Below are 15,569 nucleotides of genomic sequence, written 5' to 3'. Positions count from 1 at the left end.
CGGCGGTGAGCGCCCTGAGGGAGGGGCGCTGAGGGTTGGTTCGGTGCTGTTCGGCAGCGCTTTGTGGCGCGGGAGGTTGCCTGTGACGCAGGCGTCCGGGCGCGCAGACCATGTGCTGCGGGGACAGCCGGCGTACGAAAGGTCTCTGCACGCCGGCCGCCCGGACACCTTCAACGTATGACACCGCGTGTCAGCTCGCAAGGCACTGAGTGCCAGTTCTTTGCCTCAGATGAAATCTTTACGTAACAAATGAGCGATGATCGATCGAATGGGGTCTGAAATCCGCGTGAAAAGGTGCCCTGACATGCCAAAACGGCCACCCGGGCGGGTGGCCGTCATCACAGGGGGAAGGCGCGGTCAGCGTTCCTTGAGGGCCTGTTCGATGGTGCGCATGACCTCGTCGAGCGGGGCGTCGGTACGGGCGACCGTCACCAGCACCTCGCCCTGCGCGGAGACCGCCGCGGGGGCCGGCCGGGCCGGCGCGCCGCCGCCGCTGCGTCCGGCGCCGATACCGGTGCCGAAGGTCCGGTGGACGATCGCGAAGGCGTGGTCGAGCTGGGTCTCGACGTCGCCCTGGCCGCCGGCCCTCAGCCAGCGCCGCAGGACGTGGTTGTGGGCGGTGACCACGGCGGAGGCGGCGACCTCGGCGAGCAGCGGGTCGTCGTTGGCGTCGTCGTCGTGCGCGTGCTCGTCGAAGTGGCCGAGAAGGTAGCGGGTGAACAGCCGCTCGTAGCGGGCCACCGAGGCGATCTCCGCCTCCCGCAGGGTGGGCACCTCACGGGTCAACTTGTAGCGGGCGACCGAGATCTCCGGCCGCGCCGCGTACATCTTCATGACCTCCTTGATGCCGCGGCACACGGTGTCGAGGGGGTGCTCGTGCGCCGGGGCCGCGTTGAGGACGGCCTCGGCGCGGATCAGGGTGTCGTCGTGGTCGGGGAAGATCGCCTCTTCCTTGGAGCGGAAGTGGCGGAAGAACGTGCGGCGGGCGACGCCGGCCGCGGCCGCGATCTCGTCGACGGTGGTCGCCTCGTACCCCTTCGTGGCGAACAGCTCCATGGCCGCGGCCGCCAGTTCGCGGCGCATCTTGAGCCGCTGGGCGGCCGCGCGGCTGCCCGCGGCACTCTCCGAAACGTCGGGCGTGGCTGGTGTACGTGGGGACCTGGCGGGCTGGGACATGCCCCGAACGTACTGCATGCGCGCAGCTCTCTGCGCAGGTCCGGGGTTTCCCCCGCCCCTGACGGGCGGGGGAGATCCGGGCCCGGCGGGCGCGAGGGGCCCGCCGGGGTCGAGCAGTCCGCCCCAGTCCCGGTCGCCGTCGAACCAGTCGCCGGCGCCGTCAGCGGCGGGCATATTCGCGGAAACCGCGGCCCGTCTTGCGGCCGAGGCAGCCCGCGGCCACCAGGTGCTCCAGCAGCGGGGCGGGGGCGAGTCCCGGGTCGCGGAACTCGCGGTGCAGGACCTTCTCGATCGCGAGGGAGACGTCCAGCCCGACGACGTCGAGCAGTTCGAACGGACCCATCGGGTAACCGCCGCCCAGCTTCATCGCGGCGTCGATGTCGTCAAGCGATGCATAGTGTTCCTGCACCATCTTGATCGCGTTGTTGAGGTACGGGAACAGCAGGGCGTTCACGATGAACCCCGCACGGTCTCCACAGTCGACGGCGTGCTTCTTGATCCGTCCACACACCTCGTGAACCGTTGAGTGGACGTCCTCGGCCGTCAACACCGTACGGACGACCTCGACCAGCTTCATGGCCGGCGCCGGGTTGAAGAAGTGCATCCCGATGACGTCCTGCGGGCGGGAGGTGGCCCGGGCGCAGGCGACGACCGGCAGCGACGAGGTGGTGGTGGCCAGCACGGCGCCCGGCTTGCAGACCTTGTCGAAGGTCGCGAACAGCTGCCGCTTGATCTCCAGGTCCTCGGCGACCGCCTCGACGGCCAGGTCGACGTCGGCGAACGCGTCGTAGGAACCGGCCGGGGTGATCCGCTCCAGGGTCTGCGCGGCGGTCTCGGCGGTCATCCGGCCCTTGTCGACCGAGCGCGCGAGGTTCTTGCCGATCCGGGCCTTCGCCGTCTGCGCCTTCTCCTCGCTGCGGGCGGCCAGGACGACGTCGTAGCCCGCCTTGGCGAACACCTCGGCGATCCCGGACGCCATCGTGCCGGAACCGGCCACACCGACGCTGTGGACCTCGCGGCCGGGGGTGCCGGAGGCGCCGGCGGCCGGCGTCAGCGCGTCCGCGACGACCGTCGCGCTGCCCGGCGCCTCGTAGGTGTAGAAGCCGCGGCCCGTCTTACGGCCCGTCAGACCGGCCTCGCTGAGCTGCTTGAGGATCGGGGCGGGCGCGTGCAGCCGGTCGCGCGACTCGGCGTACATGGCCTCCAGGACCGTACGGGCCGTGTCCACGCCGATCAGGTCGAGCAGCGCCAGCGGACCCATCGGCAGCCCGCAGCCGAGCCGCATCGCGGCGTCGATGTCCTCACGGGAGGCGTAGCGCGCCTCGTACATCGCGGCGGCCTGGTTGAGGTAGCCGAACAGCAGCCCGTCCGCGACGAATCCGGGGCGGTCGCCGACCGCGACCGGCTCCTTGCCGAGGTCGAGGGCGAGGTTGGTGACGGCGGAGACGGCGGCCGGCGCGGTCAGCACCGAGGAGACCACCTCGACCAGCTTCATCGCGGGCGCGGGGTTGAAGAAGTGCAGCCCGAGCACGCGCTCCGGGCGGGCCGACTCGGCGGCGAGCCGGGTCACGGACAGGGCGTTGGTGCCGGTGGCGAGGATCGTCTCCGGGCGCACGATCCCGTCCAGCTCGCGGAAGATCTGCTGCTTGATCTCGTACGACTCCGGAGCCACCTCGATCACCAGCTCGGCGTCGGCCGCCGCGCCCAGGTCGGTGGCGGTGCGGATCCGGGCGAGGGCGTCGGCGCGCTCCTGCTCGGTGAGCCGGCCGCGCTCGACGGCGCGGGCGGTGGAGGCCTCCAGCACGGCGAGCGAGCGGGCCGTGCGCTCCTCGCTGATGTCGATGCCGATCACCTCGCGGCCGGCCTTGGCCAGGACTTCGGCGATGCCGGTGCCCATGGTGCCGAGGCCGACGACGGCGATCGTCCGGAGCGGGGACAGAGAGGTGTCGGAGAGGGGAGTGGCCATCGCGGGACTCCAGAAGAAGAGGGTGACGACTGGGAACGCCCCCGGGTGCGCCGAGGGAACCTCTGCGAGGCCTGGGCGCACCGGGTGCGGAAAAAGGGATGCGGGTGGTGCCGGGCTACGAGCGCACACGCCCGGTGCCGGTCGCCTGGGGCGCGCACAACGCCCTTCGGACGAACGGGAGATCCGACCGGCCCTGTCCCGTGGCCGGGTCGTACAGCGGTACGTGGTACCGAACCGACTTCCTTCGCGGAGGCTGCGTCACCAGGCCGCCGCGAGGAGGATGCGAGTGGGTGACTCGCTCCAATGAGCTTAACCGGCGGGTAACGAGCGCGCCAGCCCCCGTGATGTGAGGTAACTCGCTGCGCCGCCCACCCCCTACGCTCGGCATCATGGACGAAGAGTTGCGGGCGCTCACGGAGCGCTTACGGCAGGAGTCGGGCGGCACGGCATCCTTCGAGCGGCTGGCGGCGGACGCCGGCCCCGGCGAACTGGCGGCCGTGCTCACCGAACCCGGGCAGCCGCTGTGGGCCCGGGAGGTCGCCGCCTTCCGGCTGGGCCGCGCCGGGGACCGGCGCGCCTTCGAGGCGCTCGTCCTGCTGCTCAACCACCGCGATCCACCGCGCTGCGCCTCCGCCGCGCACGCCCTGGCCCGGCTCGGCGACCCCCGCACCGCCCGCGCGGCGGCGGCCCTCGCCACCAACGAACTGCGCGTCGCCTACGCACTGCACCCCGTCCGGCTCCTGGTGGAACTGCGCGCACCGGAGTCGGTCCCCGCGCTGATCACCACCCTGCGCCGGCGTCTGACGCCCCACGACCCCTACCGGCGCGTGGCCCTCGCCTGTGTGGAGGGTCTCGGCGCGCTCGGCGACGACCGTGCCCGGCCCGTTCTGAGCGACGCCCTGGCCCATCCGGCGCTCGCGGAGGCGGCCGTGTGCGCCCTCGCCCGGATCCCCCGGCAGTGCTGACTTACCGTCAACAGCGTTTTATCGCCAATTAGTTCGAGATTTGAATACCCGTTCGAGGGGAAGATCGCCTTCCGCCGAAATCCGGCTCGGTGTGCCCGCAGGGCTGCTGCCGAAGTGACCGCGGACAAGGCCGGACCGTTCCGGCTACGGAGGGTGAGAGACAGTGACCAGTGCGCAACTCCCGGACGAGATGGACGAGATATCCGACCTGGCTCTGCGTCAAGACCCGGCAAAAACGTTCGGGCAGTTCCTCGAGGAGAAATGGTCGGCGGTCTGCCGGGGTCTGGGGATAGACCCGTGGGAGACCGAGACCGTCCTCGAGGATCTGCGAGAGGTGCTCCACCCCTGGGGCGCGCGGCCCGTCGGAACGCGCTGCGAACCGCCCTCGTTCGTCTCGGCCGACGGTTTCCCCGCCGAACTCTCCGTCAGCTGGAAGGACGGCCGGCCCGAGGTCCGCATCCTCTTCGAATCGCTCGGCTCCGACGGCACCCCGCTCGGCTGCCAGGAGGCCGGCCGGGAACTGACGCGCCGGCTCGCCGGGAGCCCCGGGACGGACATCGCGCGGTACCTGAGCATCGAGGACCTGTTCCTCACGTCCGACCCCGAGCGCTACCGGGCCACCCTCTGGCACTCCCTGGCCTGGAGACCCGGACACCGGCCCCACTACAAGGTCTACCTCAATCCGCAGGTGAACGGCCTGGACCGGGCGTACGAGGTGATGGCCGAAGCCATGCGCCGGCTGGGCCTCGCCGACGCCTGGCGGCCGGTGGCCGAGCGGGGGAAGGAACTCGCCAAGCAGGGGCACGAGCTGGAGCTCATGGCCCTCGACCTGGACGCCGGGAACACCTCCCGGGTCAAGGTCTACTACCGGCACCTCCCCATGCGGATGGAGGAGCTGGACACCGTGGCGGCCCTGGCGCACCGCTACGAGCCCGAGCGGGCGGCCCGCGCGCGGGCCGTCATCTACGGACGGCAGAGCGGCACCGTGAGCAACGAGCCGATGACCTGCCTGGCGTTCCGGGAGGGCACGCCCGGCCCCGAGGAGGCCAACCTCTATCTGCGCCTCCCGGACAACACCCGCGACGACGCGGAGGCGGCCGCCCGTATCGCCTGGCTCATGGCCCTGGAGGGAATCGACCCCCGTCCGCTCGCCGGGATCCTGCGGGAACTGGGGGCGGGCGGTCCCGGGGTCGCCGGCGGGCTTCAGGAACTCTGCAGCTACCGGACGATCTCGCCGCGGACGCCCGCGGACATCGGCCTGTACCTGAGGTTCGCCACGTACGCCGGGCATCAGGCCGGCATCCCGGCCTGACCCCGGAGCGACCCGTCCGAGTGAGGTGACGGCCCCTCAGCGGCCCCTCCAGGACCGGCGCAACGGCTCCGTGCGGTCAACGGCGACCTCGCGGAGCCCTCGCTGAGGCCTCCCGGAGACCTCCCGGAACCCTTCTCGGGGGAGACGGGCCGTTCAGCCGCGGAAGCCCAGCAGCCCGTGCAGGACCGAGCCGTGCGCCGCCGGTGAGGCGACCTTGCCGGTCAGGGGCTTGGGGTCGGGCTGGGCCCGGCAGGTCGCGTCGACCGTGCCGATGCCGCGCGGGACCGTCCCGTCGGTCAGATAGGCCGCCAGGTGCTTGTCGAGGCAGCTGTTCCCGCTCAGCGTGATGCCGTGGTTCCCGCCGCCCTGTTCGACCACGAGGCTGGAACCGTGCAGCAGGGCGTGGACGATGGCGCCGCCCTCGTACGGGGTGGCCGCGTCGTTCGTCGCCTGGAACAGCAGGACGGGCGGCAGGGCGCCGTTGGCGATGTTCACCGGGCCCCGCGACCGGGTCGGCCAGAACGCGCACGGCGCGTTGTACCAGGCGTTGTTCCACGCCATGAACGGCGCCTTGCGGTACGTCTCCCAGTTGTCCGAGCGCCACTCGTCCCAGTCGTGCGGCCAGAACGCGTCCCGGCACTGCACCGCGGTGTAGACGCTGTACCCGTTGTCCCCGGAGGCGTCCACGGCGGCGAAGTTCTCGTACGCCTGCACCAGCGGATCGGCCTTCTTGTCGTTGACGTACGCCGCGAACGCCTTGGCGAGGTGGGGCCAGTAGCCGTTGTAGTAGCCGCCCGGCAGGAAGGTGTCCTCCAGTTCCGCGGCGCCCACCTTGCCGCCGGCCGGTCTGCGGGCGAGCGCCGCCCGCATCGCGTACCACTTCGCCTCGACCCCGTCCGGGTCGCGGCCCAGCCGGTAGGTGTCGTCGTACCGGGCGATCCACGCCATCAGCGCGCGGTGCCGGTCGTTGAACGCGAGGTCCTGGGTGAGGTTGTCGTCGTACCAGACGCCCGTGGGGTCGACGATCGAGTCGAGGACCAGCCGCCGCACCCGCTGCGGGTACAGCTTGGCGTAGACCGCGCCGAGGTAGGTGCCGTACGAGTAGCCGAAGTAGTTCAGCTTCGGGGCGCCGGTGGCCGCGCGGATCGCGTCCATGTCACGGACGGTGCCGACGGTGTCGATGTACGGCAGCACGCGCGCGTACTTCCTGCCGCACGCCTCGGCGAAGGACCGCGCCCGCTTCAGGTTGGCGGCCTCCACCGCCTCGTCGGCCGGCACGGGGTCCGGGCGCACGGGGCCGAAGTGGCCGGGGGCGCAGTCGAGCGCGGGCGTGCTCTTTCCCACCCCGCGCGGGTCGAAGCCGATGACGTCGTATTGGGAAGAGACCGCCTTCGGCAGCGCCGAGGCGACGAAACCGGCGAGGGACAGGCCCCGCCCGCCGGGCCCGCCGGGGTTGACCAGCAGCGGCCCCTGGTACGTCGTCGCGGTGTGCGGGACCCGGGAGAGCGCCAGGGTGATCCGCTCCCCGCCCGGGTCGTCGTGGTCGAGCGGCACCTTCAGCGACGCGCACTGCAGCGTCGGCTGGTCGGTGGTGGCGCACTTCTTCCAGGTGAGGTGCTTCGAGGTGGGCTTCGTCGCCCGGGCGGCGGGGGCGTGCGCCGGGGTCGCGCCGGCCGGTACGGCCGTGACGGTCCCGGCCAGGACGACGGCTGTGGCGCACAGCACGGCTGCGCGAGTGTTCAAGGAGTCCTCCCAGGACGGAGGGGGGCCTGAGGCGGCCGGGCCGCGCGGCTCACGGCCCTCGCGGCATCGTCCCGGAAAGATCGTCCGGAGATACGTATTGCGGTGAGAGTTGACCCGATTGGGTGTGGTATGCGCTCGGACGCGGGATGCGCCCGGACGCGCTCAGATCAGGGTGAGCTGGGTGGGCGTGGGCTCCTCCCCGGCCGGCGCGTGCTCCGCCGGGGCGTGCTCCTCCTGCTCCGGCGGCCGGATCCGGCGCGGCATCCCGGCGGGCGCGGGCCCGATGCCGTACTCCTGGGCCAGTTCGTGCACCTGACGGGTGATCCGGCGCTGGTACCACTTGGGGGCGTACGCGCCGTCGGCGTACAACCGCTCGTAACGGCGCACGAGGTGCGGGTGGTGCTGCCCGAGCCAGGCCATGAACCACTCGCGCGCCCCGGGTCGCAGATGCAGCACGAGCGGGGTGACGGAGGTGGCCCCCGCCGCCGCGATCGCCCGCACGGTGGCCCGCAGCTGCGCCGGCTCGTCGGACAGGAACGGGATCACCGGCGCCATCAGCACCCCGACGCCCAGACCGTGCTCGGTGAAGGTCCGTACGACGTCCAGCCGCCGCTCGGGGGCCGGGGTGCCCGGCTCCACGGTCCGCCACAGCTCGGTGTCGGTGAAGCCGACCGAGACGGAGAGGCCGACGTCGGTCACCTCGGCGGACTGCTTCAGCAGGTCCAGGTCGCGCAGGATCAGCGTGCCCTTGGTCAGGATCGAGTAGGGGTTCGCACGGTCGCGCAGGGCGGCCAGGATGCCCGGCATCAGCCGGTAGCGGCCCTCCGCGCGCTGGTAGCAGTCGACGTTGGTGCCCATCGCCACGTGCTCCCCATGCCAGCGCGGCGAGGCCAGCTGGCGGCGCAGCACCTCGGGCGCGTTCACCTTGACGACTATCTGGGTGTCGAAGCCGATCCCGGTGTCCAGGTCGAGATAGCTGTGCGTCTTGCGGGCGAAGCAGTACACGCACGCGTGCGTGCAGCCCCGGTAGGGGTTCACCGTCCATTCGAACGGCATCCGGGAGGCCCCCGGCACCCGGTTGAGGACGGTGCGGGCCCGGACCTCGTGGAACGTGATGCCGGCGAACTCGGGTGTGTCGAACGTACGGGTCGTGACGGCGTCCGCACCGAACAGCGCGGTGTCCGCCGGACGGTCGTGGCGGGACTCCAGGGCGAGATTCTCCCAGCGCATGACGCCTCCCTCCGTAGCACTGTCCATGCACCTGAGCCCACAATAGAACATCTGTTCCCATGATCGTGCGAACGGGCGTCTGCCTCGGCGTTTCGCCCACCCCGTGATCGCTTCCCCCACCCCGATTTGGGCCCCCGAGGAGCGGGGTGGTTGGCTTGCCCCACCCCGGAAACCCCGAGCAACCCTGAGCAACACGGACCTGGAGGAACTTCATGGCGCAGGTCGAGGCCACCACCGAGCGGGTCGTCGCCGCGGACCCCGACAAGGTGTTCGACACGCTGGCCGACTACAGCGGCACGCGCGCGAACCTGCTGCCCGCCCACTTCAGCGAGTTCGAGGTGCGCGAGGGCGGCGACGGCGAGGGCACCCTCGTCCACTGGAAGCTCCAGGCCACCAGCAAGCGCGTCCGCGACTGCCTCCTGGAGGTCACCGAGCCCACCGACGGCGAACTGGTCGAGAAGGACCGCAACTCCTCCATGGTCACCGTCTGGCGCGTCACCCCGGCCGGCGAGGGCAAGGCCCGCGTGGCCGTCACCACCACCTGGAAGGGCGCCGGCGGCATCGGCGGCTTCTTCGAGCGGACCTTCGCACCCAAGGGCCTCGCCCGCATCTACGACGAGATCCTCGCCAAGCTCGCCACCGAGGTCGAGAAGTAGCAACCCCCGGGCGACGGCCGCCCGTTGACCCCCCTCACCGGTTCGGGTGGATTCCGCCCCCGACCGGGACGCCGCCGTAACCCCTCGCACCTGCCCCGAGTTGCCGCTTCACGCGGGAACCGTGCGGCAGGTGCGACGAGGGGAGCGGCACATGGGCGGGACCACTCTGGTGCGGGACGAGCCGGTCGCGGCGCCCCACCCCGACGGCCCCGCGCCCCCGCCGCCCCCCACCGGGAAGGCCCCGAACCCCCGCCGGGCCCGCCCGGCCCTCCTCGGCCTGCTGGTCGCCCTGTTCCTCGCCGCCCTGGAACAGCTGACCGTCGCCACCGCCCTGCCGACGATCGCCGGCGACCTGCACGCCCTGGACCGGATGACCTGGCCGGTCACCGCCTCCCTCCTCACCGCCGCCGTCGGGCTGCCGGTGCACGGCCGGCTCGGCGACCGCCTCGGCCGCAAGGGCGTCCTCCAGTGCGCGATCCTGATCTTCGTCGTGGGCTCCGCACTCGCCGGACACGCCCGGAGCATGGACCAGCTGATCGCCTTCCGCGCCCTCCAGGGCCTCGGCGCCGGCGGACTCCTCACCGGCGTCCAGACCCTCGCCGCCGACCTCGTCCCGACCCGGCGGCGCGGCCGGTGCACCGGGATCGTCGGGACCGTCCTCGCCCTCGCCTCCCTGGCCGGACCACCCCTCGGCGGCTACCTCACCGACCACCTCTCCTGGCGCTGGTGCTTCTACGCCGAGATCCCCGTCGGCCTGCTCGCCCTGGCCCTCGTCGCCTTCGCCCCGAAAGTCCCAAAGCCGCGGCCCGGCCCCCGCCTCGACGTGCTCGGCGCCCTGCTGCTCACCGCCGCCGCCACCTGCCTGGTGCTGCTGGCCGGCTGGGGCGGCACCCGCCACGCCTGGGACTCCGGCGTCGTCGTCGGCCTCGCCGCCGGAGCGGCCGCCGCCGTCATCCTCTTCGTCCTCGCCGAGGGCGTCGCCACCGACCCCCTCGTCCCGCTGCGCCTGTTCCGCGACCCCGTCTTCACCGTCAGCGGCCTGGTCGGCCTGATCACCGGAGCCGCCCTGTCCGGCGCCGTGAGCTGTCTGCCCGCCTACCTGCAGCTGACCGACGGGGCCTCCGCGACCGGGGCCGGACTCCTCATGCTCCCGCTCACCGGCGGCATCGTCGGCGCCTCCGTCCTGGGCGGACGGCTCGTCCACCACACCGGCCACTACCGGATCTACCCCGCCCTGGGCAGCGCCCTCACCGTCCTCGGGACCTGGCTGCTGTCCCGCCTCGACACCGGCACGCCCCGGCTGACGTACTGCCTGTGGACCGCCGTCCTCGGCGCCGGCATCGGCCTCGTGACACCCGTCCTCGTGCTCGCCGTGCAGAACGCCGCACGCCCCGCCGACCTCACCACGGCCACCGGCGCCCACAGCTGCCTGCGCCAGCTCGGCGGCGCCGTCGGCGCGGCCCTGTTCGGCGCCCTGCTCACCGGCCGGCTCACCGACACCCTCGCCGACCGCCTGCCCGCGCCCGAGGCGGCCGGCCTGCCCGACCCGCGGTCCCTCACCCCGCACCTCGTGCACACCCTGCCCCCGGCCCTGCACGACGCCTGGACCACCGCCTACGCCGACGCCCTGCCCGGGATCCTCCCCCTCCTCGTCCCGGCCCTGCTGCTCGGCCTGCTCGCCGCCTGCTTCCTCAAGGAGACCCCCCTGCCGACCGGGGCGCCCGCCCGCCCCACCGCCGAAACGGAGCCCGTGACCGTGACCGCCCGCATCCCGCAGGCCCGCACGCCGTACCCCGCCGGCGTCCCCGTCTCCGGCACCGTCCGCCACCACGACGGCACCGCCGTACCCCACGCCGCCCTCACCCTCATCGACTCCGCAGGCACCCAGGTCGGCCGGGGCGCCAGCGGCGAGGACGGGCGCTACGCCCTGTCCACGCCCGGCACCGGCGCCTACGTCCTGATCGCCGCCGCCGGCGGCCACCGCCCCCAGGCCGTCACCGTCGCCGTCGCGGAGCGGCCCGTCGAACTCGACGTCCTCCTCGGCGGCGCCGGACGCCTCACCGGCACCGTCGTCACCGCGGACGGCACCGCGGTCCCCGACGCCGTCGTCACCCTCGCCAACGCCCACGGCGAGGTCGTCGCGAGCACCCGCAGCGACCGCGTCGGCGACTACACCGTCACCGGGCTGATCGCCGGCGCGTACACCCTCGCCGCGAGCGCCCCCGCCTTCCGGCCGTCCGCCCTCCCGGTCACCGTCACGGCCTCCCTGGAGACCCGTCAGGACATCGAACTCGCGGGCGGCTCCGTGGTCCGCGGCACCGTCCGCGACGACACCGGCCGGCCCGTCGTGGACGCGCGCGTGACCCTCCTCGACGCGGCGGGCGCCGTCCTCGACACCCTCACCACCGGCCCCGACGGCACCTTCCGCTTCGTCGACCTGGCCTCGGGCGAGTACACCGTCATCGCCACCGGATACCCGCCGGTCGCCACCGTCCTGAAAGTCGCCGGCGGCGGCCGCACCGAACGCGACGTACGACTCGGCCACGAGGACTGAACCGGCCGCGCGCCCGGCGGCGTACCCCGGCGCGCTCCGGTGAAACCAATTACAGAAATGCCGCACATCCCGACCTGCGAGCGCCGTACGGTTGTTGCTGCGGACAGATCTTGCACAGCTCTGGGGAGAGAGGGCCTGGGCCATGGACCGTGGCACCGAGAGGGACGCACCTCCCAGCCGCGGAGCGAACAGCGCGGCGGCGGACGACACCGCCGATCCCGGACGCGTCCCCCTGGCCGTGGTCGTCGTCGACCGCGACGGCCTCGTCTCCCACTGGAGCACCGGCGCACGCCGGCTCTTCGGCGTCGCCAAGGAGGAGGCGATCGGCGCGCCCGCCATCGACCTGCTCCCCGTCTCCGGCGCCCTCCCCGAACCCGAGGACACCTACGGCGAGTACGGCGCCTACGACGGCCTGGGACCGGGCCTGGAGTCCTCCCTCGACCACGGCCTCAGCTACCCCGCCGCCGGACGCGCCCGGCTCACCGTCCCCGGACGGGACGGCGAGCGCGCCGACGTCCTGTGGTGGGCCTACCCCCTGGTCGGCCCCGGCCGCGAACGGCTCCTGGTGCTCGCCGCCGACGCGGCCGCCGTACTCCGCCCGCAGCAGGGGCCCCCGGAGTCCTCCGCCGTCCTCGCCGTCGAGCGCATCGCACCCGGCTTCGCCCTGCACACCGACTTCCCCGGCGCCGAGGAACTCGCCCGCCGGCTCCCCGACATCCTCCCCAGCATGAGCGTCGGCGAGAGCGCCCGCATCGTCGCTCAGATCCTCGAACTCGGCTACCCCGTCCTGGAGTTCAGCCAGAACGACCGGGTCCCGGTCACCCCCGACTGGGGCGTCGCCCGCCGCGTCGAACGACGCGAGCGCCGGGAGCGGGCGGCCCGCGCCGCCGCCGAGGGGCGACCCCTGCCCGAGGACCTCACCGACGAGGGCGAGGACCTCGAGTACGCCGCCGTCCGCGAGCGCCTGGAGTTCCTCAACGAGGTCAGCGGGCGGATCGGCACCTCCCTGGACCTCTCCCGCACCATCATCGAGGTCAGCAAGGCCGTCGTCCCCCGCTTCACCGACGTCGCCGGCACCTATCTGCGCGAACAGGTCGTCGCCGGCGAGGGATTCCCCGACGGCGTCCCCGACACCCGGACCATGTGGCACCGGGTGGCCATCGAACACACCGACGAACCCGGCCGCTGGGACGACGTCGTCCCCGTCGGCGAGGCCATGCCCTTCCCCGCCCACACCCCGTTCTTCCAGTGCATGACCACCGGCCAGCCCGTCCTCGTGCCGCGCATCAGCGAGCAGATGGGCCACGCCATCGCCGCCCAGTTCGAGAAACGCGACATCCGGCCCCTCATCACCGGCCGCTCCATGCTCGTCGTCCCTCTGAAGGCCCGTAACGTCGTCCTCGGCTTCATGGTCCTGCTGCGCCACCCCGAGCGCACCGAGTTCAACGACATGGACCGGGTCACCGGCGCCGAACTCGCCGCCCGCGCGGGACTCGTCCTCGACAACGCCCGTATGTACACCTACCAGGAGTCCGTGGCCGAGACCCTCCAGGACAGCATGCTGCCGCACATCCCGCCGCGCATGGCGGGCTGCGACATCGCCACCCGCTATCTGCCCGGCACCCTCCTCGGCCGGGTCGGCGGCGACTGGTTCGACTCCGTGAAACTGCCCGGCGCCCGCACCGCCCTCGTCGTCGGCGACGTCATGGGCCACGGCCTCAACTCGGCCGCCATGATGGGCCAGTTGCGCACCGCCGTCCAGACCATGGCCGCCCTCGACCTGCCGCCCGCCCGACTCCTGCGCAACCTCGACGACCTCGCCCAACGCCTCGGCGACACCTACCTCGCGACCTGCCTGTACGCCGTCTACGACCCGATCGCGAGCGAACTCCACCTCGCCAACGCCGGCCACATCCCGCCGGTGCTGGTGCGCGCGGCGGACGGCCGCACCGAGCTCCTCGACCTGCCCACCGGCGCGCCCATCGGCGTCGGCGGAGTGCCCTTCGAGTCGATGACCGTCCGCGTGGAACCCGGCGACCGGCTCGTGATGTGCACCGACGGCCTGGTGGAGGTGCGCGGCGAGGACATCGGTGTGGGCCTGGCCGCCCTGTGCGAGTCCGCCGCCCACCCGGCCGCCTCCATGGACGACGCCTGCGACACCATCATCCGCGCCCTCGCCGCGACCTTCACCGAAGCGGGCCGCGGCGACCGCAAGGACGACGTCGCCCTGCTGATGGCCCGTCTCAACGGCATCGAACCCGACGACGTCGCCGAATGGCGCTTCCCCCTCGACCCGGCCGAGGTCCCCCGGGCCCGAGCGGCCGTCCGCGAGCAGCTCCACGACTGGGGGCTCGCGAAACTGGCGTACTCCGCCGAGCTGATGGTGAGCGAACTCGTCACCAACGCCGTACGGCACTCCCACCGGCAGCCCGTCACCCTCAGGCTGGTGCGCGGCGAGAACCTGCTGTGCGAGGTGGACGACGACGACCACGACCTGCCGACGCTCCTGAGCGCCTTACCCGAGGACGAGGCCGGACGGGGGCTGCGGGTGGTGAGCACCCTGGCCCGGGAGTGGGGGGCCAGCCGCACGGGCGCCGGCAAGTCGGTGTGGTTCGAACTGACTCTGCCGAGACGCTGAACAACGGGCTTTCCTCACAGGCTCGTTGAGACGCTCACGCCATTTTCGCCACAAGGGGCGCACAACGGCGTACGTCGCGCGCACCAGGCGTGAAGGAACCGCGCGCCCTGCTTGTAGCGGCAACCCGGGAGCGGTAGACCGTACTCGCCCGTCACTCATGACGGATCGGCGTCGCACCCAGGGGAGTCGGGATGAGCGTGACGATGCGGTACCGGGAGGCCTGGGAGGGCTTCTGGCGCGAGGCACCCCAGGACACCGGCGCGGTGTTCTGGGACGCGGACCCGAAGGTGACCGCCGCCCTGCACCTCGCCCTGTTCGAGCCGTATGTCGCCGACGCCGACCTGCCGTTGGTGGACCTCGGCTGCGGCAACGGCACCCAGACCCGCTTCCTCGCCGACCGCTTCCCGCGGGTCGTCGGCGTCGACCTGGCCGCCGCCGCCCTCGACCACGCCCGGCGCGCCGACCCCGCCGGGCGCGCCCGGTACCTGCTGCTGGACGCCGCCGAACAGGGTGCCGCGGCGGCCCTGCACACCGAACTCGGCGACTCCCACGTCTACATGAGGGGCGTCCTGCACCAGTGCGAGCCCGCCGACCGGCAGCCCCTCGCCGACGGGATCGCCGCACTGCTCGGCGAGCGGGGCCGGGTCTTCCTCGTCGAGCCGTCGGAGGCCGCCGGGTCCGTCCTCGGCGGCCTCGCCCAGGCACCGGCCGGCCCGCCCCCGAAGCTCGCGCCGATCTTCCGCCACGGCATCGCGCCCGGCGAGGTCCCCGACGCCGCCGTGCCCGCCCATCTGGAGGCGGCCGGCCTCACGGTCCTCGCGAGCGGCGAACTCCCTCTCACCACCACGGAGTCCACCCCGGACGGCACCCCGATCGAACTGCCGTCGAAGTGGCTGGTGGCCGGCCGCACCACCTGACCGCCCACAGCGGCCGATACGGCGGGGCTGCGCGGGCTGCGGCCAAGGCACAGAGGGGACGATGAGCCGCCCTGACCTGCGACGGAGCCGAGCGGGGGCGGAACCGCCACCCACCCGCCGACCTGCGGCCGAGCCGAGCCGGGGGCCGCCGACCGGGACCGGCTGGCGATCCGGGCCGGGCTGAGGCCGCCGTCGCCTGTCTGCGGTCGGGCTCGGGTGGGGGCTGCCGTGTGTCGGCGTGCGGTCGAGCCGGGCTGGGGTGCGCCGTGTGTCGGCGTGCGGTCGGGCCGGGTGGAGGGCGCCGTCGCCTGTTTGTGGTCGGGCTCGGGTGGGGGCTGCCGTGTGTCGGCGTGCGGTCGGGCCGGGCTGGGGTGCGCCGTGTGTCGGCGTGCGGTCGGGCCGGGTGGAGGGC

The 15,569-nt window shown here is 73.0% G+C and carries 10 protein-coding genes; 6 read left to right on the top strand and 4 right to left on the bottom strand.

Annotated features, from left to right (window positions below):
• Positions 1-357: 357 nt before the first annotated feature.
• Together ABZ464_RS05010 and ABZ464_RS05005 are read right to left on the bottom strand one after the other, a co-directional pair.
• Positions 358-1,176 (bottom strand): TetR family transcriptional regulator, encoded by an 819-nt coding sequence (locus ABZ464_RS05010; protein ID WP_359271056.1) that lies wholly within the window; start codon positions 1,174-1,176, stop codon positions 358-360.
• Positions 1,177-1,336: 160 nt separating this feature from the next.
• A complete protein-coding gene (locus tag ABZ464_RS05005; RefSeq protein WP_359271054.1) occupies positions 1,337-3,142 on the bottom strand; it encodes a 3-hydroxybutyryl-CoA dehydrogenase in 1,806 nt (601 codons plus the stop codon).
• A gap of 389 nt (positions 3,143-3,531) precedes the next feature.
• Here ABZ464_RS05005 and ABZ464_RS05000 point away from each other — a divergent pair, with 389 nt between their 5' ends.
• Positions 3,532-4,107 (top strand): adenylosuccinate lyase, encoded by a 576-nt coding sequence (locus tag ABZ464_RS05000; protein WP_359271051.1) that lies wholly within the window; start codon positions 3,532-3,534, stop codon positions 4,105-4,107.
• A gap of 163 nt (positions 4,108-4,270) precedes the next feature.
• Positions 4,271-5,419: a tryptophan dimethylallyltransferase family protein gene (locus ABZ464_RS04995; RefSeq protein WP_359271048.1), complete on the top strand. Its 1,149-nt coding sequence runs from the start codon at positions 4,271-4,273 to the stop codon at positions 5,417-5,419.
• Between the two features lie 153 nt (positions 5,420-5,572).
• Here ABZ464_RS04995 and ABZ464_RS04990 read toward each other — a convergent pair whose 3' ends face one another.
• Entirely contained in the window at positions 5,573-7,162 is a 1,590-nt protein-coding gene (locus ABZ464_RS04990) for an alpha/beta hydrolase (protein WP_359271045.1), read from the bottom strand.
• A 162-nt stretch (positions 7,163-7,324) separates the two neighbouring features.
• Positions 7,325-8,392, bottom strand: a complete 1,068-nt coding sequence (locus ABZ464_RS04985; RefSeq protein WP_359271042.1) for an Rv2578c family radical SAM protein — start codon at positions 8,390-8,392, stop codon at positions 7,325-7,327.
• Between the two features lie 212 nt (positions 8,393-8,604).
• Between ABZ464_RS04985 and ABZ464_RS04980 the strand changes: the two genes are divergently transcribed.
• The 4 genes from ABZ464_RS04980 (at position 8,605) to ABZ464_RS04965 (ending at position 15,157) form a co-directional block, all read left to right on the top strand.
• Positions 8,605-9,048: an SRPBCC family protein gene (locus ABZ464_RS04980; protein WP_359271040.1), complete on the top strand. Its 444-nt coding sequence runs from the start codon at positions 8,605-8,607 to the stop codon at positions 9,046-9,048.
• 151 nt (positions 9,049-9,199) lie between these two features.
• Positions 9,200-11,602 carry a DHA2 family efflux MFS transporter permease subunit gene (locus ABZ464_RS04975; protein ID WP_359271037.1) on the top strand — a complete coding sequence of 801 codons (2,403 nt, stop codon included), beginning with the start codon at positions 9,200-9,202 and terminating at the stop codon, positions 11,600-11,602.
• Between the two features lie 142 nt (positions 11,603-11,744).
• On the top strand, positions 11,745-14,240 hold the full coding sequence (locus tag ABZ464_RS04970) for a SpoIIE family protein phosphatase (RefSeq protein ID WP_359271034.1): 2,496 nt from the start codon (positions 11,745-11,747) through the stop codon (positions 14,238-14,240).
• 191 nt (positions 14,241-14,431) lie between these two features.
• Positions 14,432-15,157, top strand: a complete 726-nt coding sequence (locus ABZ464_RS04965; protein ID WP_359271031.1) for a class I SAM-dependent methyltransferase — start codon at positions 14,432-14,434, stop codon at positions 15,155-15,157.
• Positions 15,158-15,569: the final 412 nt, after the last annotated feature.

This window comes from Streptomyces sp. NPDC005820 (assembly GCF_040630255.1).
GTDB lineage: Bacteria > Actinomycetota > Actinomycetes > Streptomycetales > Streptomycetaceae > Streptomyces.
Note: the sequence above shows the minus strand (reverse complement) of the source record. Positions and strands in the feature narration are given on the sequence as shown.